General features: G+C 60.5%; 19 protein-coding genes and 1 pseudogene. 17 read left to right on the top strand and 3 right to left on the bottom strand.

What is annotated here, in order from left to right; translation table 11 throughout:
* Nucleotides 1-624: 624 nt before the first annotated feature.
* The 3 genes and pseudogenes from MESS2_RS28910 to MESS2_RS28920 form a co-directional block, all read left to right on the top strand.
* Entirely contained in the window at nucleotides 625-1,923 is a 1,299-nt protein-coding gene (locus tag MESS2_RS28910) for a dicarboxylate/amino acid:cation symporter (protein ID WP_008878215.1), read from the top strand.
* A gap of 287 nt (nucleotides 1,924-2,210) precedes the next feature.
* On the top strand, nucleotides 2,211-3,275 hold the full coding sequence (locus tag MESS2_RS28915; protein WP_008878216.1) for a LacI family DNA-binding transcriptional regulator: 1,065 nt from the start codon (nucleotides 2,211-2,213) through the stop codon (nucleotides 3,273-3,275).
* A 161-nt stretch (nucleotides 3,276-3,436) separates the two neighbouring features.
* A pseudogene (locus MESS2_RS28920) lies at nucleotides 3,437-4,213 on the top strand (TIM barrel protein); the annotation flags it as partial.
* A gap of 76 nt (nucleotides 4,214-4,289) precedes the next feature.
* Here MESS2_RS28920 and MESS2_RS28925 read toward each other — a convergent pair.
* Nucleotides 4,290-5,207: a LysR family transcriptional regulator gene (locus MESS2_RS28925; protein WP_040594270.1), complete on the bottom strand. Its 918-nt coding sequence runs from the start codon at nucleotides 5,205-5,207 to the stop codon at nucleotides 4,290-4,292.
* Nucleotides 5,208-5,365: 158 nt separating this feature from the next.
* Here MESS2_RS28925 and MESS2_RS28930 point away from each other — a divergent pair, with 158 nt between their 5' ends.
* The 4 genes from MESS2_RS28930 (at nucleotide 5,366) to fabG (ending at nucleotide 8,731) form a co-directional block, all read left to right on the top strand.
* Nucleotides 5,366-5,956 carry a NodA family N-acyltransferase gene (locus MESS2_RS28930; RefSeq protein ID WP_008878221.1) on the top strand — a complete coding sequence of 197 codons (591 nt, stop codon included), beginning with the start codon at nucleotides 5,366-5,368 and terminating at the stop codon, nucleotides 5,954-5,956.
* Nucleotides 5,957-6,180: 224 nt separating this feature from the next.
* Entirely contained in the window at nucleotides 6,181-6,462 is a 282-nt protein-coding gene (locus tag MESS2_RS28935; RefSeq protein ID WP_008878222.1) for an acyl carrier protein, read from the top strand.
* A complete protein-coding gene (locus tag MESS2_RS28940) occupies nucleotides 6,463-7,674 on the top strand; it encodes a beta-ketoacyl-[acyl-carrier-protein] synthase family protein (RefSeq protein ID WP_008878223.1) in 1,212 nt (403 codons plus the stop codon).
* A gap of 319 nt (nucleotides 7,675-7,993) precedes the next feature.
* Complete coding sequence (gene fabG, locus MESS2_RS28945) at nucleotides 7,994-8,731, top strand: 3-oxoacyl-[acyl-carrier-protein] reductase (protein WP_008878224.1); 738 nt, start codon at nucleotides 7,994-7,996, stop codon at nucleotides 8,729-8,731.
* Between the two features lie 90 nt (nucleotides 8,732-8,821).
* Here the strand turns inward: fabG and MESS2_RS33680 are convergent, their stop codons facing one another.
* Nucleotides 8,822-9,166, bottom strand: coding sequence for a hypothetical protein (locus tag MESS2_RS33680; protein ID WP_008878225.1), 345 nt, complete (start codon nucleotides 9,164-9,166; stop codon nucleotides 8,822-8,824).
* Nucleotides 9,167-9,464: 298 nt separating this feature from the next.
* Nucleotides 9,465-10,448, bottom strand: a complete 984-nt coding sequence (locus MESS2_RS28955; protein ID WP_008878226.1) for a LysR family transcriptional regulator — start codon at nucleotides 10,446-10,448, stop codon at nucleotides 9,465-9,467.
* Between the two features lie 297 nt (nucleotides 10,449-10,745).
* On the opposite strand from MESS2_RS28955, the gene MESS2_RS28960 reads away from it, so the two are divergent.
* The 10 genes from MESS2_RS28960 to MESS2_RS34280 form a co-directional block, all read left to right on the top strand.
* Entirely contained in the window at nucleotides 10,746-11,336 is a 591-nt protein-coding gene (locus MESS2_RS28960) for a NodA family N-acyltransferase (RefSeq protein ID WP_008878227.1), read from the top strand.
* The gene (nodB, locus tag MESS2_RS28965) at nucleotides 11,333-11,974 is read left to right on the top strand and encodes a chitooligosaccharide deacetylase NodB (RefSeq protein WP_008878228.1); all 642 of its coding nucleotides are present in this window, start codon (nucleotides 11,333-11,335) and stop codon (nucleotides 11,972-11,974) included. The genes MESS2_RS28960 and nodB overlap by 4 nt, the downstream gene beginning before the upstream one ends.
* 14 nt (nucleotides 11,975-11,988) lie before the next feature.
* Nucleotides 11,989-13,344, top strand: a complete 1,356-nt coding sequence (gene nodC / locus MESS2_RS28970; RefSeq protein WP_008878230.1) for a chitooligosaccharide synthase NodC — start codon at nucleotides 11,989-11,991, stop codon at nucleotides 13,342-13,344.
* 231 nt (nucleotides 13,345-13,575) lie between these two features.
* Nucleotides 13,576-14,490 carry a nodulation factor ABC transporter ATP-binding protein NodI gene (gene nodI / locus MESS2_RS28975; protein ID WP_008878232.1) on the top strand — a complete coding sequence of 305 codons (915 nt, stop codon included), beginning with the start codon at nucleotides 13,576-13,578 and terminating at the stop codon, nucleotides 14,488-14,490.
* A 3-nt stretch (nucleotides 14,491-14,493) separates the two neighbouring features.
* Nucleotides 14,494-15,282 (top strand): ABC transporter permease, encoded by a 789-nt coding sequence (locus tag MESS2_RS28980; protein ID WP_008878233.1) that lies wholly within the window; start codon nucleotides 14,494-14,496, stop codon nucleotides 15,280-15,282.
* 274 nt (nucleotides 15,283-15,556) lie between these two features.
* Nucleotides 15,557-16,294: a sulfotransferase gene (locus MESS2_RS28985; protein ID WP_008878234.1), complete on the top strand. Its 738-nt coding sequence runs from the start codon at nucleotides 15,557-15,559 to the stop codon at nucleotides 16,292-16,294.
* Nucleotides 16,295-16,449: 155 nt separating this feature from the next.
* Entirely contained in the window at nucleotides 16,450-17,625 is a 1,176-nt protein-coding gene (locus MESS2_RS28990; protein ID WP_008878236.1) for an efflux RND transporter periplasmic adaptor subunit, read from the top strand.
* Between the two features lie 80 nt (nucleotides 17,626-17,705).
* Nucleotides 17,706-20,882: an efflux RND transporter permease subunit gene (locus MESS2_RS28995; protein ID WP_008878237.1), complete on the top strand. Its 3,177-nt coding sequence runs from the start codon at nucleotides 17,706-17,708 to the stop codon at nucleotides 20,880-20,882.
* 113 nt (nucleotides 20,883-20,995) lie between these two features.
* Nucleotides 20,996-21,154: a DUF3309 family protein gene (locus MESS2_RS31735; RefSeq protein WP_040594274.1), complete on the top strand. Its 159-nt coding sequence runs from the start codon at nucleotides 20,996-20,998 to the stop codon at nucleotides 21,152-21,154.
* Nucleotides 21,155-21,176: 22 nt separating this feature from the next.
* Nucleotides 21,177-21,479: hypothetical protein (locus MESS2_RS34280; RefSeq protein ID WP_209436140.1), on the top strand; the 303-nt coding region annotated here is incomplete at its 3' end.

A 21,479-nucleotide genomic window follows, 5' to 3' on the forward strand; every position in this document is an offset into this window, starting at 1 on the left:
ATACCCTCGCTATTGATGCCGTTGACAATAGAACACGCTGCGGCGCATGCCATGGCGCAAAGTTGTCTTCGAGCGCGGCTTATGTTCGTGCTACGAAGCATCTCCTGAATCACACCGTTGCGCCCCAGGACTGGCGGAATCACCGGTCTTCTCCACTGCCCCTTCGAGACGCACTCGGCTGCAACGGGAGCGCGGCGAAGCACGGTTGTGTAGGGAATCCTCCACACCGGTGCGCGGTCAGTCGCAAACAAGACAAAGAAAGGAGGGGCACATCGGGACCCCAGAGATACCGACCGGCGGCCGCTCTGCCGGGCAAAAGCAATGGTTGCAACGCGCCCTTGTTGTATCATCCGTGCTCTACCGACCTATTGCTTCAGACACGGACCATTGCCGGAGCCTTAGGTGCGGAATTTCGCCAAGAATGGAGGCAACCAGTGCGGAAACCCGCACAAGCCTCACTGAAGCTGCGTGACCGAGCGGCGGAATACGCATAATTGGGCGCGGGTTTCCACTTGGCACAACGCTTGCGGCTGAGATGGCAGCAGCGTTTGACCGGAGCGCCGCGATGGGAGAAGCGCGGGAAGGGAGGAGCCCCACCCCGTCCGGTCAGGGAGAGAAAAGCTGTTGGTTCCACCAATCCGAAGCGCGGGTCCCACGCCCCGCAAGGCCTTCTACGCCCAGCTCTACGTGCAGGTGCTTACCGCCATCGCCCTCGGTGTCGCAGTGGGCTATTTCTGTCCGGGGACCGGAGAGGCTCTGAAGCCCCTCGGCGATGCTTTCATCAAGCTCGTGAAAATGATCATCGCACCAGTGATCTTTCTAACCGTCACGACCGGCATTGCCGGCATGAACGACCTCAAAAAGGTTGGCCGGGTCGCCGGCAAGGCGATGATCTATTTCGTCACCTTCTCGAGCCTCGCACTGGTTGTCGGTCTCATAGTCGCAAATGTCGTTCAGCCAGGTGCTGGCCTCAACATTGATCCGGCGTCGCTCGATGTTCAGGCCGTGAAGGGCTATGCGGCGAAGATCCACGAGCAGTCCGTGGCCGGCTTTCTGATGAACATCATCCCGATAACGATCGTTGGTGCCTTCGCCGAAGGCGACATCCTGCAGGTCCTGTTCTTCTCGGTCCTGTTCGGCATCGCTCTGGCGATGGTCGGCGACACGGGCAAGCCTGTGCTTTCTTTGCTTCAGGCGCTCCTTGCGCCGGTGTTCAAGCTGGTCGGCATTCTGATGAGGGCCGCGCCCGTCGGCGCTTTCGGCGCCATGGCCTTCACCATCGGCAAATATGGCATCGGTTCGGTGGCCAACCTCGCAATGCTGGTCGCGACGTTCTATTTCACTGCCTTCTTCTTCGTATTCGGGATTCTCGGCGCGGTCTGCCGATACAACGGCTTCTCGATCTTTTCTCTCGTGCGCTACATCAAGGAAGAGCTGCTGCTGGTCCTGGCAACGTCCTCCTCGGAGGCCGCGCTGCCCTCGCTCATGGAAAAGATGGAGAAGGCCGGCGCCAAGCGTTCTGTCGTGGGTCTCGTTATCCCGACTGGATATTCCTTCAATCTGGACGGCACCAATATCTACATGACGCTTGCCGCCCTCTTCCTCGCCCAGGCGACGAACACGCACTTGTCGATTTCCGACCAGGTCCTCCTATTGCTTGTCGCGATGCTTTCCTCGAAGGGTGCCGCAGGTATAACAGGCGCCGGCTTTATCACCTTGGCCGCTACGCTCTCCGTAATCCCGAGCGTTCCCGTTGCTGGGATGGCTCTGATCCTTGGCGTGGACCGCTTCATGTCCGAATGCCGAGCGCTGACGAATGTAGTCGGCAACGCGGTGGCCTCGCTCGTTGTCGCCCGCTGGGAAGGCGAATTGGACGAAGCGCGCATGAAAGCTGCCTTCTGCGGGAGCTTGCCGAGAGATTAAACCGGCCATCCGCCCCAGCAAGATTGCTGCAGCGCGACTAATCCAGTCGCCGGGCTAACATCCGAACGAAACAATCGGCTCGCTGGCTCTAAACAGTGCTTCGCGGGCCACAGATCAGAAGCGCCAAATGCGGTGAGTACAAGAAATATGGACGCCTTATCGAAACGAACCGTAGATCGACACCCGCGCGGTTGCGCCTGGAGCGCCGTTCATTGGATAGGCTGTCGATCGTGCAGGATGCCGAAATTTTCACTTTGCCGCCCCGAACCGTCGCTGGGATGCGCCGGATGACAGAGAGACAGCCGATCAGAATTGGAGCGACGGCAAAGCGCCCCACAATTGTCGATCTCGCCCGCGAAGCCGGGGTGAGCGTGGCGACTGTCGATCGGGTCCTGAACGCTCGCCTGCCGGTGCGGGAGAAGACCGCGCGGCGGGTCCACGAGGCCGCCCACGCGATCGGCTATCATGCTGCGGGTCTCATCAAACAGCGCTTGCAACGGGATCTGCCGCGCTACCGGCTAGGCTTCATCTTGAGAAAACCGGCCCAGCATTTCTACCAGGAGTTCGCGCGCGAGGTCGAAGCGTCGGTGAGTTCGGCCCAGTCCTTCCACGGCATTCCGCTCATCGAATTCGCGCCATCACATTTGCCCGGGGACCTGACCACCCTCCTTAAGGATCTTGGTAGCCGATGCCACGCGATCGCCATGGTGGCGCCGGACCACCCGAAGATCACGGCAGCAGTCGAGGAGCTCAAGGCGAAAGGCATCCCGGTTTTCTCGCTCCTTTCTGACTTCGCCGCTGGCGTGCGCGAGGGTTACATCGGTCTCAACAACCGCAGGGTCGGGCGGACGGCAGCTTGGATGTTCTCCAAGGCCGCTAAACGGCCTGGCAAGGTGGCGGTGTTTGTCGGCAGCCACCGTTTCCAGGGTCACGAGCTACGGGAAAGCGGCTTTCGTTCTTTTTTCCGTGAGAACGAGCCAGCATTCGAGGTGCTCGATACGCTCGTGAACCTTGAGAAACGACAGATCACTTACGAGGCGCTGCTGGACCTTATGCAGCGGGAACCTGAGCTCGTCGGCTTCTACGTGGCCGGCGGTGGCATGGAGGGCGCTATCTCAGCGCTCCGGGAAGAGGGCAAAGGTCAGGATCTCGTGGCGATCGTGAATGAAATCACGCCGGAGTCACGGGAGGCCCTCGCTGATGACATCATCACGATGGCGGTCGCCACGCCACTGCGCCGACTTTGCCAGGAGCTGATGTTGCTGATGGATCGCGCCATCAAGACCGGCACGGCGGAGACGCCGGGGCAGACATTTCTGCCGTTTGACATCTATCTGCCGGAAAACATCTGAAATGATGTGATCTATCGCCATGGCCGACATTCCTTTCATAAATGCAAGAATCGCTCGATTGACTAGCCTGCTCCAATCAGGTTTGTGCATCGGCCTGCAGTGGGGCGCGCGGAGAAGCCAGACAAGACTGGCGCCGCATTTCTGGAAGGAAAGCTCCGCCCATGCGCCAGGTATCTCCCCGCTTTGCGCTCGAAGACATGGCGGCCCCATCGGTCGACGTCAGTGCAATTTTCGCAGTTGCGCGTGATCAGGGCCTGACCGATGTTCAAATCCGTGACCATCATTTCAGCAATCCTGTTACACACGCCATTTCGGCTGCGCAGGTCCGCTCTGCCGCTACCGAAGCCGGCGTCACGATAACCTCGATGAACGCCTTGCAGCGCTTCGACGACTGGACTCCCACCCGTCGGGCGGAGGCGAACAAGCTGGCCGACTACGCGGCGGCGTGCGGGGCTAAGACGGTCGTGCTGGTGCCGGTCAACCACGGCTCGCGGGCCAGCACTGGCGAGCGCCATGACAGTCTCCGCTTCGCTCTAAACGCGCTCAAGCCGATCCTCCAGTCGCGCGGTCTTGTCGGCCTGATCGAGCCGCTGGGCTTTCGAACCTGCTCGCTTCGATCAAAGAAGGAAGCGGCCGATGCCATTGCCGCGGTTGATGGCCAGTCCGTGTTCCGCCTGATGCACGATACTTTTCACCATACCCTGGCTGGGGAGACGTCCTTGTTTGGCGAGCTTACCGGACTGGTGCACATTTCAGGCGTGAACGACCCGACCTTCTGGATTTACCCGGATTGCTTTCTTGGAGGTTCCGACAATGGCAGTCAGATCCAGGCGCTGCTTGACGATGGCTACGCGGGACCCTTCTCGTTCGAGCTGGTCGAGGAAGTGCGCACGTTGGACGAGCTCGCGGGCGCGCTTGCCGCCAGCATTGATTTCGTCCAGCGCGTGCTGTCGACGCGAAAGCAGTTGGTCGCGGAGGTAGTAAATGGAATGGCGCCTAAAGCCTCCCGTGTTGTCACAGCGGAGCAGCCATGCGAGATGCCTCCTGCATCATTATCTCGCGCATCCAGATGCTTGCCGGATCGGTATTGTGGAGTGCCGGCCACTGGGCGGCTTCGGTGAAAGCGGGAAGCGGCAGCGGAAGTTCCACAATCTGAAGGGGGAAGGTTTTTTCGAAGTGCTTAACCAGCCGGAAGGGCATGGTCGCAATACGAGCTGTGCCGGACACCATGGGTGGGATCATGCTGAAGCCCTGCACGGCCACCTCGACACGTCTTTTAAGACCATGCTCAAGTAAGAACCATTCCTCGACGGACGGCATCAGCGAACGTCCGAACCTGACCGAGACGTGCCTCATCGACAGATATCTCTCGAATGTAAGCTGCCGTGGCAGCTGCCTGTTCGTGGGACAGCCGACGCATACGAGCCTCTCGCCGAACAAGGCCACGCTTGAATGCGCGCTCGACGTGAACAAATCCGGGAGAATTACAAAATCGACGTCGCCGCGCCGGAGAAGCTCATCGGGGCTATCGTTGATAGGCAGCAATTCGAAGCTGACGGCGGGGGCTTCCCGGGCAACACGCTCCACGACTTTCTCAAAAAAAACGAGCGTGGCGAAATCGGAAATAATGATCCTGAAGCGGCGATCGGATCGAGCCGGGTCAAACGGATCCGAAGAAATAATCGTACGTTGGATGTGCAGGAGAGCGTCGCGGACTGCGGGACCAAGTGCAGCCGCACGTGACGTCAGAATACGTTCGCGGCCGCTCATGCTGAACAGTTCATCGCCGAAAAAATCGCGCAGCCGGGCGACGGCCGCACTCATCGCCGGCTGACTGAGATTTATCCGGCGTGCCGCCGCCGAGAGATTGCGCTCGGCCAGCAATGCGTCCAGCACGACGAGAAGGTTGAGATCAAGCCCCTTGAAACGCATTTCTGCGGCTATCCATAGAGTGGATACCTTCCATCGAAACAAACGATTTTATCATTGTGCTGAAATCTCGCATGGACAAACACCTGACGCACCGATCACCCGCTGCCTCTATGCCGCGATGAGCGTCTTAAGGACAACCCGAAAGGAGAAAATCTTCCATGCGCTCTGCCGTGCAGTGGAGGTTATGCTGGGAAAATAACTTGCAAGTGGCCGACCATGTCGAGCTCTCCGATTTTTTCCGAAACATCTATGGACGAAACGGAGCCTTCGGCGCAAAGCCATTCGAAGGTGGCCGCAGTTGGGCCGGCGCAAGACCGGAACTCCGCTTTATTGCCAGCGACCCTCAGGGCGTAGCGGCACACATCGGTATTCTGCGCCGCTTCATCAGGGTTGGCGAGGTCGATGTCCTAGTGGCTGAGTTGGGCCTGTATGGCGTTCGTCAGGATCTTGAGAAGCTCGGAATCAGCTTTGCAATGCGCACGGTGTATCCAGTCCTGCAGCAGATGGGGGTTCCATTCGCTTTCGGCACGGTTCGGCACGCAATGCGCAACCATGTTGAGAGGTACTGCAGAGAGGGCCTAGCCACCATTGTGCCAAGCGTCCGCGTCCGTTCGAGCCGCGCAAATGTGCATCACGACCTGCCGTCCACGCGCCTGGAGGACGTGCTCGTCTTGGTTTCGCCGATTGGACGCTCGATGGACGAGTGGCCTTCCGGCACGCTGATCGACCGTAACGGTCCGGAGCTATGAAACTCCGGGACTACATATCTGTCCCGAGTGGTTAGCAAAATCGGCTCCCGGCGACGTTCTTCGCCATCGCAGCCTGCGCCGCAGACCAGCCGGACTCATCCGGCTGGTATGAGCATTAAGCTTTGTCAGTTGCACAAGTTTAATGGCTAGTTTCCCGGACGCGCGCTGCCCAGGAGTCAAGTCACCCCAACGTAAAAACAAGCTGAAATGGAAAGAAACAAATAATGTCTGATCAACTTACAACGGAAATCGTAGAGATAATCAGGAAGCGCGTCGAATCGGAGAACGCCGAGGGAACGACTGCAGCATCCGTCGGCGAAATAACCACTGCGACGGAAGTGACTGGGCTCGGCATCGATTCACTGGGATTGGCGGACGTGCTCTGGGATCTCGAACAGGCCTACGGCATCAAGATCGAGATGAACTCGGCCGAGGCGTGGTCTGATCTCCAAACTGTCGGCGACATGGTGGAAGCCATCCGCGGCTTGCTCAACAAGGCGGCTTGAATGGATCGGCGGGTCGTTATCACCGGACTGGGCGGGCTGTGCGGACTGGGCACCGATGTCGGCTCCATCTGGAGAGGCATGCGCGAGGGCCGATCGGCCATCGGTCCCATTGTCAATGCACAGCTTCACGGGCTGGAGGGCACGATCGGCGCCGAGATCAAGACGCTGCCTGAGCACGACGTTGACCCCAGGCAGCTGCTCGCCATGGGCCGTTTCAGCCTGCTTGCCGTGCTTGCAGCACGCGAAGCCATGCGACAGGCCGGACTTTCCTGCAATGAAGGCAATGCCCATCGCTTTGGCGCAACAGTGGGCGTCGCCTTCGGCGGCTACGATGCGACCGAAAAAGGCTACCGCGACGTCCTTTTGGGGGGAGCGTCCCGCGTTGATCTGTTCTCCGGAGTAAAGGCGATGCCGAGCGCGGCTGCGTGCCAAGTCAGCATGAGCCTCGGCCTTCGCGGGCCGGTCTTCGGCGTCACCACCGCCTGTGCATCGGGCAATCATGCGATCGCCTCGGCCGTAGACCAGATCAAGTACGGCCGGGCCGACGTGATGCTTGCGGGAGGCAGCGACGCGCCGTTCGTGTTTATGATGGTGAAGGCATGGGAAGCGATGCGCGTGCTCGCTCCGGATACTTGCCGGCCCTTCTCCGCCGACCGGAAGGGACTGGTGCTGGGCGAAGGTGCGGGCATGGCCGTACTGGAAAGCTATGAGCATGCTACCGCCCGGGGTGCAACGATTCTTGCCGAGGTCGCCGGCATCGGCCTGTCTGCCGATGCCTCCCACATCGCCGCGCCGGCAGTTCACGGGCCGGAGCGCGCGATGCGCGCCTGCCTTGCCGATGCGAAACTGAATCCCGAGGACGTCGAGTACCTGAACGCGCACGGCACCGGCACCAAGGCCAACGATCAAATCGAAACGGCGGCGATCAAGCGCGTCTTCGGTGAGCATGCTTATTCGATGTCCGTCTCTTCCACCAAATCCACCCACGCGCACTGTCAAGGTGCAGCGAGTGCGCTTGAGATGATCGCCTGTGTGATGGCGATTCAGGAGGGCGTCGTACCGCCGACCGCCAACTATCGCGAGCCAGACCCCGATTGCGATCTCGACGTCACGCCCAACGTGCCGCGCGAGCGTAAGGTGCGTGTGGCCATGAGCAACGCGTTTGCCATGGGCGGCGTGAATTCAGTTCTAGCCTTCAAACACGTATCGTAAGCCTCCGACATGTTTGCCGCAAAGCCCTTCCGGGCGCCGTCGCTTTGCTGGCAGTCTGAAGGCTCTCCCAGTGCACCACCAGTCAGCTCCAGGTGGTCAGGTCGGTCGAGCCGCGCCTGGTCTCGCAGCCGAGGCCGGCCGCGGCCAATTGCGCGAACTCGCCCAACGCGGTTTGGGCTGCATAGACGATTCTACCTCGCAGCAGGGGTCCTGGCGCGGATCAGGAGCGGCGAGGAAGCCACTCATTGGAGCCGAGACTTCTGGCTCGGCGACACTCAGAGGTGACCGAATTCACCGGCCTGAAGAATGAGGAGAAAAGATGTTTGAATTGACCGGCCGCAAGGCGCTCGTCACCGGCGCATCGGGGGGCATTGGCGAGGCGATCGCCCGTGTGCTGCATGCGCAGGGCGCCATTGTCGGCCTGCACGGCACCCGCGTCGAGAAACTGGAGACCTTGGCTGACGAACTCGGCGATCGGGTAAAACTTTTCCCGGCCAATCTGTCGAACCGCGACGAGGTCAAGGCGCTCGGCCAGAAGGCGGAGGTCGAGCTCGAAGGCGTTGATATCCTAGTCAACAATGCCGGCATTACCAAGGACGGTCTGTTCGTGCGCATGGCGGACGCCGATTGGGATAGCGTGCTTGAGGTCAATCTGACCGCCGTGTTCAGGCTGACCCGCGAACTCACCCATCCGATGATGCGGCGCCGGCATGGCCGCATCATCAACATCACCTCTGTGGTTGGCTTCACCGGCAATCCCGGTCAGACCAATTACTGCGCCTCCAAGGCTGGCATGACCGGCTTTTCCAAGTCGCTGGCGCAGGAGATCGCCACCCGCAACATCACCGTCAACTGCGTCGCCCCGGGTTTCATCGAATCGGCGATGACCGAAAAGCTCAATGACAAGCAGAAAGAGGCGATCATGGCAGCGATCCCGACGCGGCGCATGGGCACCAGCGCTGAAGTCGCGTCCGCCGTCGCCTACCTCGCCTCCGATGAAGCAGCCTACGTCACCGGCCAGACCATCCACGTCAATGGCGGCATGGCCATGATCTGAGCACGGGGTGACCGGAGCCTACCTTGTCGTAGGCATCACGCGACAGGTCTCACCGCCGCGTTTGCAGGGCAAGTGGTGCTGCAATGCGGATCAAACCTCCGCGGCGCTTGTCGTAAACGGTTCATCCCGCAGCCGGGCCACGGCTGCACTCATGGCCGGGCGAATGAGTTGATGCACGTGCCGCGGCAGCGCAAAGGGGGAATCAAAGCCAGGCCACAGGCCCTCCCAAGGTCGACATGAAAGATCCTTGCCCTCACCGATGCGCTCGGCACTCGCGTGCTTCGTCCTCCTGTCAGGAGGCCGCTTCGATACGGTGGGTTTCGCCCGCCCATCAAGGGCGTCGCCTTCGGCGATCCGAACGCCGACACGGGGTTCAATAGCAACACCATCATTGCCGATCTGAACGAGCGCGGCGCCAAGATCGTGATCCAGCACGATCTGAGGCGCGCCTTGCCGCCGCCTCTCGATCTGGAAGCGTCATCTGATCGAGAACTTCTTCTGCACCCAAGCGTATGCCAGCTGACAACTCCAACCAGAGCTTCGAAGCGACCATCGACCGCACCCGCGGCATAAACCCACGATGGCCCCAGCAAGCCTAGACCAAGGCCAGCCAAGCTGCGAATCCGGACGCGGTACCCGACCCAGAGACATGCACTTCGAGTTCCGCTCCTCGCCCCGGGAGTCTCACAGTCTGCAAGCGCAACACCTGCCAATCAGCTGACGATCTGTCGCCTCAGGCAACATGAGAGTGGGCGGTAACGGCCGACACAAGTCCAGGAGCGCTGGGGGCCTCTCGTGGATTCGCAGGAGTAGCCAGCCGGGATGCTTCCTGCACCATTATCTCCCGCATCCAGATGCTGGCCGGATCGCTGTTGTGGTTGGCCAGCCATTGGACGGCTTCGGTGAAAACGGGAAGCGGCAGCGGAAGTTCGACGACCTTAAGGGGGAATGTTTTTTCGAAGTGCTTAACCAGCCGGAGGGGCACGGACGAAATACGAGCTGTGCCGGACACCATTGGCGGCACCATGCTGAAGCCCTGCACCTCGACTTCGACACGTCTTTTCAGGCCGTGCTCAAGCAAGAACAGTTCCTCCATGGAGGGCTTGCGCCAACGTCCGAACCTGACGCAGACGTGCCTCATCGACAGGTATCTCTCAAATGTAAGCTGCCGTGGCAGCTGCTTGTTGGCGGCACAGCCCACGCATACCAGCTTCTCATCGAAAAGCGCCACGCTTGGATGCGCGCCCGACATGAACATATCCGGAAGAATTACAAAGTCGATGTCGCCTCGCCGGAGGAGCTCATTTGGGTTGTCATCGAGAGGCAGCAATTCGAACGTGACGGCGGGGGCTTCCCGAGCGACACGCTCCACGACTTTCTCAAAAAAAACGAGCGTGGCGAAATCGGAAATAATGATCCTGAAGCGGCGATCGGATCGATTTGGGTCAAACGGATCGGACGAAATAATCGAGGACTGGATGCGCAGGAGAGCGTCGCGGACTGCGGGGCCAAGTGCTACCGCACGTGACGTCAGAATACGTTCGCGACCGTTCATGCTGAACAGTTCATCGCCGAAAAAATCGCGCAGCCGGGCGACGGCCGCACTCATGGCCGGCTGACTCAGGTTTATGCGGTGTGCCGCCGCCGAGAGATTGCGCTCGGCCAGCAATGCGTCCAGCACAACGAGAAGATTGAGATCAAGTCCCTTGAAACGCATGGGCGCGGCTATCCATCGAGTGGATACCTTTCATCGAAACAAACGATTTTACCAGTTTTGCTGAACGTCGCATAGGGACCTTACAAGGATGTAAGCAAGCCCTAAAGGAACTTAATGCTTGCGTGGGTGCCGGACAGCATTTCTGGCGTACGCCTTCCGGTGTCGGCCGGATCGCATGTCCAGTGCGGCTAAAGTTCCTCGGTGATCTGCGAAAGCCATATCGCGTCTGCTCGACGCGACAAGCTCCCCGTCATTAGGCGCTTACCTCAGGAAAACACGAACGAATGAGGTCTTTCCATGCGCTCTGAAGTGCAGTGGAGGTTGTGTTGGGAAAACGAGTTGCAACTGCATGAGCATGTCGAGCTCTCAGACTTCTTGCACAAAACCTATGGAGGGACTGGCACCTTCTCCGCAAGGCGATTCGAAGGCGGCCGCAGTTGGGCCGGCGCGAGGCCAGAGTTCCGCGCAATTGGTAGGGACGCGCACGGTGTAGCGGCACATCTCGGTCTACTGCGCCGGTTCATCAAAGTTGGCGAGATCGACGTGCTGGTGGCCGAACTCGGATTGTACGGGGTGCGTCGGGATCTTGAGGGCCTCGGCATCAGCTTGTCGATGCGCAGTCTGTATCCAGCGCTGGAGCAGATGGGCGTTCCATTCGCTTTCGGCACGGTTCGGCACGAAATGCGAAATCATATTCAGAGGCTCTGCAATGCGGGGCTTGGGAAGATTGTGCCGGACGTTCGCATCCGCTCGACCCTGGCAGACATACATCCCGACCTGCCGCCCACACGCTTGGAGGACGATCTCGTCCTGGTCTCGCCGATCGGGCGGTCGATGGACGAGTGGCCGTCCGGCACCTTCATCGAGCGGAACGGTCCGGAGCTATGAAACATCTGGACTGTATATGTGAAGTGCCCAGTGACTGCGCTGACGGCACCGAAGAGCGCAGCGTCTATCTCACGTTTGACGACGGCCCCGATCCCGTTTGGACACCGGAGGTCCTCGACCTGCTGGCGCAACACCGGACACCGGCGACGTTCTTCGTGATCGGTGACGCGGCTGTAGACCGGCCGGAGCTTATCCGGCGAATGATTGCAGATGGGCATGAAGTGGCCAATCACACGATGACTCATCCGGACCTGTCCAAATGCGCACCCGGCGAAGTTGAACGTGAAATCGTTGAGGCGAACAGCGCCATCATGATGGCGTGCCCCCACGCTGCGGTGCGGTACTTTCGTGCGCCGTATGGGAGCTGGACCGAAGAAGTTCTCACAGCCTCGGCGAGCACTGGATTGGCACCCCTGCATTGGTCAGTAGACCCGCGAGACTGGTCTCGCCCCGGCGCCGACTCGATTGTCGATTCAGTTCTTGCCGGTCTCCGCCCGGGCGCGATTGTGCTCCTGCACGACGGGTGCGAGCGCTCTCAAAGCGATCCACGCGAGCAGACGGTTATGGCGCTGTCCCGCCTGATTCCAGCGCTGCACGACCGCGGATTCACAGTCCGACCCCTTCCTCAACATCATTGAACAAACGAGATCTTATGGACCCGCTTACCACAGCCAGTACCGTCGCCGTTTCGTGTTATGCGCTGCTCTCGACCGTTTATAAAGGTATGCAAGCGGTTTACGCGCAGTCGGGACACGTTGCATCAATCTCGGACGACTTGCTCGCCTCCGACCTTTGGCCGAGCGTGGATGTCATTATCCCCTGTTACAATGAGGAGCCGCGTACACTTTCGGCCTGTCTGGCTTCGGTTGCCAACCAGGAATACGCCGGAAAGCTGCACGTCTATGTGGTGGATGACGGTTCTGGAAATCGCAAGGCCCTCACGCCGGTGCATCACGCCTACGTAGACGACCCCAGATTCACGTTTATTCAGCTCCCCCACAATGTCGGCAAACGCAAGGCGCAGATCGCAGCGATCCGTGGCTCGTCTGGAGATTTCGTGCTCAGCGTCGACTCTGACACGACTCTCGAGCCCGACGTGATTGCGAAACTTACCGCAAGGATGCGAGATCCAGCGATCGGCGCCGCCATGGGCCAGCTGACGGCATCCAACCGGAGCGACACTTGGTTGACCCGGCTGATTGACATGGAGTACTGGCTCGCCTGCAACGAGGAGCGCGCTGCGCAGGCTCGCTTTGGTGCGGTCATGTGCTGTTGCGGCCCATGTGCAATGTACCGCCGCTCTTCTCTGATGTCGCTGCTAGATCAATACGAGACTCAGCTGTTTAGGGGCAAGCCTAGCGACTTCGGCGAGGACCGCCATCTTACCATCCTGATGCTGAAAGCAGGCTTTCGGACCGAGTACGTTCCGGACGCGATCGCGGCGACAGTCGTTCCGGATAAGCTGGGGCCCTATCTGCGCCAACAACTACGATGGGCACGAAGCACTTTCCGCGACACGCTGCTGGCACTGCGCCTGTTGCCGAGCCTCGATCGCTATCTCACGTTGGACGTAATTGGACAGAATCTCGGCCCATTGTTGCTCGCCGTCGCTGTACTAGCCGGGCTCGCAGAGCTCGCATTGACAGATACGGTGCCTTGGCCAACGGCAGTGATCATTGCCGGCATGACGACCATTCGATGCACCGTGATAGCTTTTCGTGCACGCCAATCTCGGTTTTTCGGCTTTTCTCTGCACACGTTCATCAACATCTTTCTCCTCCTTCCCTTGAAAGCTTATGCGTTGTGTACATTGAGCAACAGTGACTGGCTGTCGCGCAAAAATGCTACCCAGCCCCACGGGAGCAAGAAGCCGATCATCATCGCAAACCCGATCACCAGAGCAAATGGTACAGGCAGCCCGGGAATTGCCGGCTCGAATCGTACGGCGGATCGTTCGCGCGATTCTGCACAGCTGGTTAAGCCTGGGGTTCTTCACAGCTCCGACTGACCGAATAACTTTCGTTGCCAATACGTCGAGAGCTTAGGCATGCATCAACGATCGGAACGGGAACCAGCCGAATGCGATCGTAGGCTTTCGACCCTTTTTTGCACGGGAGCGACACGCGTTTCTCCGCTGTCATTTCCCAAAGGACCAGCACAGATACGGCTGCTCTGGACCAGAACCTCGAACGTAGGCAGCCGGCCGGCCGATTGGCCTGTTTCAGCCTGAGATAGACGCATGTCCAATGTAGCAGTCGACCTTAACGACGTAACCAAGTCATTTGGCAGCAAGCTCGTTGTGAACGGGTTGTCATTCGCCGTGGGTACGGGAGAGTGCTTCGGCCTGCTGGGGCCGAACGGTGCAGGCAAGAGCACGATTGCGCGCATGCTCCTCGGCATGACCCGGCCTGACTCGGGTAAGATCACAGTGCTCGGAGTGCCGGTGCCGGCTCGAAGTCGCTTGGCCCGCAAGGGCATAGGCGTCGTTCCGCAGTTCGACAACCTGGACCTGGAATTCACGGTCCGCGAGAACCTGGTGGTGTTCGGGCGGTACTTCGGCATGAGTACACGGGAGATTCAACGGGTCGTTCCATCTCTCCTCGAGTTTGCCCGCCTTGAGAGCAAGGCGGACGCACGCGTCGGCCAGCTATCAGGCGGCATGAAGCGGCGTCTAACGTTGGCACGCGCGCTGATCAACGACCCCCAGCTCCTTATAATGGACGAGCCGACTACCGGCCTCGACCCGCACGCCCGCCACCTGATCTGGGAGCGGCTGCGTTTTCTGCTGGCGAGCGGAAAGACGATTATTTTGACTACCCACTTCATGGAAGAGGCTGAGCGGCTATGCGATCGGCTGTGTGTACTGGAGCGGGGACGCAAGATTGCCGAGGGCAGCCCTCATGCTCTGATAGACGAACATATTGGATGCAATGTGATCGAGATCTTTGGCGGGAATCCGCAGGAGCTGACTTCGCTGATTAAGCCGTACGTTCAGCGCATTGAGGTAAGCGGCGAGACACTCTTTTGCTATGCGCCCGATCCAGAGCAGGTGCGTGTCCAGCTTCGCGGGCGCGCGGGTCTGCGGATTTTGGAGCGCCCACCAAGTCTGGAGGACGTCTTCTTGCGGCTAACCGGACGCGAGATGGAGAAGTGAATGATGCGTGAAGGTCTTGCGGCGGCACTGCCCGCCAACGCGTGGAACTGGATTGCGGTGTGGCGCCGCAACTATCTGGCGTGGAAGAAGGTCGCATTTGCGTCGCTTCTCGGTACTCTTGCCGATCCGATGATTTACCTTTTCGGGCTCGGTACTGGTCTTGGACTAATGGTAGGTCGGGTTGAAGGCGCCTCGTACATTGCCTTCTTGGCAGCCGGGATGGTCGCGACAGGCGCGATGACCGCATCGACCTTCGAAACAATATACGCGGTTTTCAGTCGCATGCGCGACCTGGGCACCTGGGAAGCAATCCTGCATACACAACTTACCCTGGGCGACATCGTTCTCGGTGAATTGGCATGGGCAGCCACCAAGGCCTTTCTGGCCGGCACGGCAATTACCATTGTTGCTGCCACCCTGGGCTATGCGGCGTGGACGTCCGTCCCCTATGTGCTGCCGGTCGTCGCTCTCACCGGTTTCGCCTTTGCCAGCCTGGCAATGGTCGTCATCGCGCTCGCGCCCAGCTACCACTATTTTATATTCTATCAGACGCTCGTCATCACACCCATGCTGTTCCTGTCTGGCGCGGTCTTTCCAGTCGGCCAGCTGCCAGGCGCCTTTCAGCGCCTGGCGGCCTTCTCGCCGCTGGCGAACTCTATCGACCTGATCCGTCCGGTAATGCTTGGCCACGCGGCAGACAACGTCGGGCTGCATATCGGCGCACTTTGTATGTATGCGGTATTGCCGTTTTTCCTCTCTGCTGCGCTGTTTCGTCGACGCCTGATGCGTTGACGCTGCTGACGACGGCCCGAGAAGGAGGCCTCGATGGATCGCGAACTGGTTACCATCAGAGCTGGAGCCAAGCTGCGTGGCACAGCAACACTAAAGCGAAGCCGCCACTTAGCCATTGCCGCAAGCATCCGCCGATGTCGGCCGCGAAAAGTCTAGGAGCGGTCCGGTTGCATGAGGGCGAATCGAGTCCCCGTTCAAGACATAGCAGCCGAGCTTGTTGTGCCCTGGTCTGCCCCAAACCCTCGCGACCACTACTAGCTGGAAACACATAGCAATGACACACCGCACGCCGACACCTCAGCCTTTTGTTATCCTTGCCATGCCAAGGACTGGCACACACTATCTGGAGGAATTGCTAAATGAGCATCCGACCGTACTAAGCAACGGTGAGTTGCTCAATGAGTATGATACCAATTGGCCCGAGAAGGATCGCCTGCTACGCACCGATCGTGAGCTCCTCGAACAAGCCTATTTGCGCTATCCCACGCCAGACTACAGGAACGTGACGCATATCGGCTGCAAGATCAATGAACCCCAATTTCACGATCGCCCAGCTTTTTTTGCTGAACTGACTCGTTGGCCAGCACTCAAGGTCATCCTCGTAACCCGAAACATATTGGAATCGCTACGGTCCTTTGCACAGGCAAGGCAAAGCGGCCAGTGGCTGAAATTCAGTTCGGACGCCGCTCGGCCGCCGCGCGTCAGATTGTCAATCGCTGACTGCGAGGCTTACTTCAAAGCCGCGGACGATTTCCACGCTCGCATCGAGCACTCCTTCACGCCGAGCCACCTGCTTGTAGTCGAATACGAGAGCCTCCTTCACGAACCCGCTGCTTGCCTGGGAAAGGTTTGGGATTTCCTGGGCGCTCCGGCCATTGAGCTATCTGATCGCGCCACCCTTCAGCGCCAGGAAACGCGAGCGCTAGACCAGACGGTGCAGAATTTTGATGAGTTGCAGCTCCACTTCGCGGATGGACCTTACGCCCGCTTCTTTGACGTCGGTGGTCTATGACTGGCGCCGTTCTCGGTTCACGCTCGAAGCCAAGCTTCTGTGCCATCTGATCGTGGTCGCGCAACTGCTGCTTCACCTAGGCTGGCTTCTCCTCTCCGGCATCAACGAGGACCGCTTCCCTCATACAGAGGTGAACCCGCCGTGGAAAAATGACGATGCCTAAAATCAGGTTTCACAAGCTTGCAGCCATTGTTGTGCTTATTGGTTTCGCGGCGTGGATGGTGACAGGCGAATTCTCGTCGGTCGGCAGCGTAGCGGCCAACAAGGCCAAGGCAGCCGAAGTCGAGCAGGGCAAGGCGCCGGACGCGAGCAAGCCGAAGACGGCGCAAGCCGAACCGAAGGCGCCGCTGCGCACGGTCGCGGTGGTGACGCCGCCGCGCAAGACCTATGCGCGCGCCATCCGCATTTCCGGGCTGACCGAGGCCGACAAACGCGCGGTGCTGGCAACCCGGGTCGCCGGCGTCATCGACAGGCTGCCGGTCAGCCAAGGCCAGCACGTCAAGACCGGTGACCTCGTGCTGATGCTTGCCGCCGAAGAAAAGATCTCGATGGTCGACAACGCCAAGCAGCTCGTGGCGCAGCGCACGGCCGAGCTCGATGCCGCCGAGCGGCTCGCCAAGACCGGCAATCTGCCCAAGCTGCAGCTCGACACCGCCCGCTCCAATCTGACCCAGGCGCAATCTCAGCTGGATACCGCGCAGGCCGAACTCGACCGCAACGAAGTCAAGGCGCCGTTCGACGGCGTCATCGACCGGGTGCCGGTGGAACTCGGCAGCTCCGTCATGCAGGGCGGCGAGGTGGCGACCATCATCAAGCTCGATCCGGTGATCGCGCGCGGCGAGATCAGCGAGCGCGACCTCGGCTATCTCAAGATCGGTGACAAGGCCAATGTCCGGCTGGTCAGCGGCCAGACCGTGAAAGGCACCGTGCGCTACATCAGCCGCGACGCGTCATCGGCGACCCGCACCTTCCGTGTCGAGGTCGCGATCCCCAATGCCGATGGCTCCGTGCCGGCCGGCATGACGGCGGAAATCCAGCTCAGCGCGCTGCCGACCGACGCGGTGCTGCTGCCGCGTTCGGTGGTGACGCTCGGCGACAAGGGCGATCTCGGCATCCGCGCCGTCGGCAAGGACAACAAGGTCGCGTTCTTCCCGATCGACCTTGTCGACGACACGCCGACCGGCCTCGTGCTCGGCGGCATACCGGCCGATGCGCGCATCATCGTCGCCGGCCAGGAACTGGTGAAGGAAGGCGATGAGGTCAAGCCGGTCGAGGCCGACCAGGCGACCATCAACAAGCTGATCGGCGAGGCCACGGCCGGGACGCAGTAGCGCAGGCGTGCCGGCGCCGGGCCTCGCCCGGCGACGTCAGTCCGTTCGCCACTCCCCGACAAGCACAGCAGGCATAAGTCATGGATATCGTCAGACTCGCAATCAACAATGCCCGCCTGACCATCTCGGTCCTGGTTTTCCTGCTGATTGCAGGCTGGGTCGCCTATCAGTCGACGCCGAAGGAAGCCGAACCCGACGTTCCGATCCCGATGATGTATGTCAGCCTGATCTATCAAGGCATTTCGCCGGAGGATTCCGAGCGCCTTCTGCTGCGGCCGATGGAAAGCAAGCTGAAAAGCCTGAAGGGTCTCAAGGAAATGCGCTCGGCCGCCTTCCAGGGCGGCGGCTATGTGCTGGTCGAGTTCCAGCCGCAGACGAACCTGGCGACGGCGCTGCAGGATACGCGCTCCAAGGTGCAGGACGGCAAGGCCGACCTGCCGCAGGCGGCCGAGGAGCCCGTCGTCACCGAGGTCAACATTTCCGAATTCCCGGTGCTGGTCGTCACCTTGTCCGGCGAATTGCCCGAACGCGTGCTGGCCGCCGCGGCGCGCGAACTGCGAGACCGCATCGAGGAAGTGCCCGGCGTCCTCGAAGGCTCGCTGCAGGGCTCCCGCGACGATCTCGTCGAGGTCGTCATCGATCCGATGAAACTGTCTTCCTATGGCTTGCAGCTCGACCAGCTGATCGGCGCCGTCGGCGATTCCAACAGTCTTGTCGCCGCCGGCAACATCGAAGGATCCGAAGGCAAATACGCGGTCAAGGTGCCGTCGCTGATCGAAACGCCGCAGGACGTGGCGGCGCTTCCGATCGTCGCCGGCCCCAATGCCGTCGTGCAGGCCAAGGATATCGCCACCGTCCGCTCCACCTTCAAGGACGCCGAGACGGTGACCCGTCTCGACGGCAAACCGGCGATCGCCATCGAGGTGAAGAAGCGCATCGGCTCCAACCTGATCGACACGATCGCCCAGGTGAGGGCCGTGTCCGATGCCTTCATAAAGACCATGCCGGAAGGCATGCACGTCACCTACACGCAGGACAAATCGGTCTTCGTCAACCAGTTGCTTGGCGATCTGCAGAACCACGTCATGATCGCCGTGATCCTGGTGTTCATCGTCATTCTCTACGCGCTGTCGGGCCGTGCCTCGCTGCTGATTGGCCTCGCCATTCCATCGTCCTTCCTGATCGGCATCCTGCTGTTGGCCATGATGGGCTACACGATCAACATGATCGTGCTGTTCAGCCTCATTCTGGCGGTCGGCATGCTGGTCGACGACGCCATCATCGTAACCGAATTCGCCGAGCGGCGGATGAGCGAAGGCATGCCTAAGGCAGAGGCCTTCGCGCTTGCCGCCAAGCGCATGGCCGGTCCGGTTATCGCCGCGACGATGACGCGCATCGCCGCCTTCTCGCCGCTGCTGTTCTGGCCAGGCATCATCGGCGACTTCATGAAATACATGCCGATCACGCTGATCGTCACGCTCTCGGCCTCGATGCTTTATGCACTGGTTTTTGCACCGGCGCTGGGCGCCTTGTTCGCCAAGGCGCCGCCGCATCACGAGAACGACAACCGCGACGGCTGGTACATGGCGGTGGTCAAGCAGGCGGTTCGCTTTCCCATCACCGTGCTTCTGCTCACCGTCGGGCTTTTGTTCGGTGTCGGCTTTGCCTATTCGAAATACGGCGCCGGCGTCGAGTTCTTCCCGAATGTCGAGCCTGACTACGGCCTGCTCTATGTGCACGCCCGCGGCAATCTTTCGCTCGCCGAAATGGATGCCGCCACGAAGACCGCGGAAAACCGGCTGCTTGGCTGGCCGGGCGTGAAGTCGGTCTATACACGCGTCGGCAAGTCCGAGGGCGGCGGCCAGGATGTGCCTGAAGACGTCGTCGGCGTCATCAACTATGAGTTCATCGACTGGCGCGAGCGCAAATCCGCGAACGATATCCTGAACGATCTGCGCGGCGTCATGGCGGGCATTCCCGGCGTCGATGTCGAGGTCCGCGTTCCGGAAGCGGGCCCGCCGACCGGCAAGCCGATCCAGATCAGGCTTTCGGCCGTCGACCCCAAGGGATTGGACGAGAAGGCGCGTGCGGTGGCGGCGCGCATCGCCAAGGTGCCCGGCGTCATCGACATTTCCGACGGCTTGCCGCCGCCCGGCGTCGACTGGGCGCTCGAGGTCGACCGGGCCAAGGCGGCACAATACGGCATCAGCCCGACCTCGGTCGGCACCGTGGTGCAGCTTGTCACCAACGGTTTGAAGCTCTCAGAATACAGGCCTGCCGGCGCCGACAAGGCGGTCGACATCCGGCTGCGCTTGCCGGAGGACCGGCGAACGCTGTCGACGCTCGACGAGCTTAGGGTGCAAACCTCGCAAGGCTCGGTGCCGATCTCGAACTTCGTCGTGCGCAAGCCCGAACCGACGGTCGGCATCCTCAACCGCATCGACGGCGCGCGTACCGTGGTCGTCCAGGCCAACGTTGCCGCCGGCGCCCAGGTCGCGGCCGTGCAGCAGGAGGTCACCCGGGCCGTCACCGACATGAATCTCGGCAGCGGCATCCGCTGGAAGCTGGCCGGCTCGAACGAGGACAGCGCCGAAGCCAGCGCCTTCCTCAGCAAGGCCTTCGGGGCGGCGATCTTCCTGATCTTCCTGGTGCTGTTAGCGCAGTTCAACAAGTTCACCAGCGTCTGGCTGGTGCTGTCCTGCGTGGTCATGGCGACGATCGGCGTGTTCCTCGGGCTGCTGATAACAGGCGAGACGTTCGGCATCGTCATGTCAGGCATCGGCGTCATCGCGCTTGCCGGCGTGGTGGTGAACAACAACATCGTGCTGATCGACACCTATGACCGGCTGCGCGAAGAGGGTTGGGACAAGATGGACGCCGTGCTGCAGACCTGCCGCGAGCGTGCGCGCCCGGTGGTGCTGACGGCAGTGTCGGCCATCCTTGGCGTGCTGCCGATCGCCTTCGGCCTTGGGCTGGAAATTTTCCATCATGAGACGACGATCAATGCGCCGTCGACGCAATGGTGGATTTCGCTGTCCTCGGCGATCGTCTTCGGCCTGTCGTTCGCTACGGTGCTGACGCTGGTGGTGACGCCGTCGATGCTGATGGTGTTCACTCGTGCCAAGGTCAAGCCGGGCGCACGGCGCGGCTTGATCAGCCGGTTGTTCCGCCGCGGTAAGGGCGAGATCTCGTCGGACACGCCGACAGCGGACACCGGCACCGAGCCGGCAATCGCCTTCCCGAAAGCCGCCGAATAGACAGGTTTGTCGTTTCGACCGGCAAAGGCCGCCTGGAACTACCAGGCGGCCTTTTGCATTGTTTCCCCGGCAATGCGAGGGCATTGCCCTGAAGCAAATGCCGGGAATGTCTCATGCCGATCAGCACCATTATCATCATCATCTTGATCCTTGTCCTCATCGGCGCGGTGCCGGCCTGGCCGCATTCGCGCTCCTGGGGCTACGGACCTTCAGGCATTGTCGGTGTGGTGCAGGTGGTGGTTCTGCTGTTGCTGCTGATGGGGCGGCTCTAAGCTTAGGCGTCCCTTTTCGACGTTGCGTTCAGGCGGCTTTGGAAACGCCGTTCACTGTTGCGATGCCGATATCTTTCAGAGCCTCGGCGACAGCCTGATCGAGCGGCGTATGCGGGATTTCGCCGATGATGCCTTCCAGCCGCGTCGAGACCAGCTGGTGCGGTTCGAAGCGCAGATAGGACGCGTAAACTATGAGCTCTCGGATAGCGCGTCGGACAAGAATTCTGGCGCTCCGATCTGCGATTCAGGGTTACTAAAGCCCGAGCTTCCTCTTCAGTTCCGCGTTCTCCTTGCGCAGGCGATCCGCGAGCAGGCTCTTCAGGGG

The organism is Mesorhizobium metallidurans STM 2683 (assembly GCF_000350085.1).
Classification (GTDB): domain Bacteria; phylum Pseudomonadota; class Alphaproteobacteria; order Rhizobiales; family Rhizobiaceae; genus Mesorhizobium; species Mesorhizobium metallidurans.

Excerpts from the sequence above, each read along its gene's own strand:
- MESS2_RS28935 (WP_008878222.1), top strand. The coding sequence starts at position 6,181 with ATGTCTGATCAACTTACAACGGAAATCGTAGAGATAATCAGGAAGCGC.
- MESS2_RS28980 (WP_008878233.1), top strand. The coding sequence starts at position 14,494 with ATGCGTGAAGGTCTTGCGGCGGCACTGCCCGCCAACGCGTGGAACTGG.
- MESS2_RS28925 (WP_040594270.1), bottom strand. The coding sequence starts at position 5,207 with ATGCGTTTCAAGGGGCTTGATCTCAACCTTCTCGTCGTGCTGGACGCA.
- MESS2_RS28955 (WP_008878226.1), bottom strand. The coding sequence starts at position 10,448 with ATGCGTTTCAAGGGACTTGATCTCAATCTTCTCGTTGTGCTGGACGCA.
- MESS2_RS28940 (WP_008878223.1), top strand. The coding sequence starts at position 6,463 with ATGGATCGGCGGGTCGTTATCACCGGACTGGGCGGGCTGTGCGGACTG.
- nodB (WP_008878228.1), top strand. The coding sequence starts at position 11,333 with ATGAAACATCTGGACTGTATATGTGAAGTGCCCAGTGACTGCGCTGAC.
- MESS2_RS28915 (WP_008878216.1), top strand. The coding sequence starts at position 2,211 with ATGACAGAGAGACAGCCGATCAGAATTGGAGCGACGGCAAAGCGCCCC.
- nodI (WP_008878232.1), top strand. The coding sequence starts at position 13,576 with ATGTCCAATGTAGCAGTCGACCTTAACGACGTAACCAAGTCATTTGGC.
- MESS2_RS28990 (WP_008878236.1), top strand. The coding sequence starts at position 16,450 with ATGCCTAAAATCAGGTTTCACAAGCTTGCAGCCATTGTTGTGCTTATT.
- MESS2_RS28995 (WP_008878237.1), top strand. The coding sequence starts at position 17,706 with ATGGATATCGTCAGACTCGCAATCAACAATGCCCGCCTGACCATCTCG.
- MESS2_RS31735 (WP_040594274.1), top strand. The coding sequence starts at position 20,996 with ATGCCGATCAGCACCATTATCATCATCATCTTGATCCTTGTCCTCATC.
- MESS2_RS28985 (WP_008878234.1), top strand. The coding sequence starts at position 15,557 with ATGACACACCGCACGCCGACACCTCAGCCTTTTGTTATCCTTGCCATG.
- nodC (WP_008878230.1), top strand. The coding sequence starts at position 11,989 with ATGGACCCGCTTACCACAGCCAGTACCGTCGCCGTTTCGTGTTATGCG.
- MESS2_RS28960 (WP_008878227.1), top strand. The coding sequence starts at position 10,746 with ATGCGCTCTGAAGTGCAGTGGAGGTTGTGTTGGGAAAACGAGTTGCAA.
- fabG (WP_008878224.1), top strand. The coding sequence starts at position 7,994 with ATGTTTGAATTGACCGGCCGCAAGGCGCTCGTCACCGGCGCATCGGGG.
- MESS2_RS28930 (WP_008878221.1), top strand. The coding sequence starts at position 5,366 with ATGCGCTCTGCCGTGCAGTGGAGGTTATGCTGGGAAAATAACTTGCAA.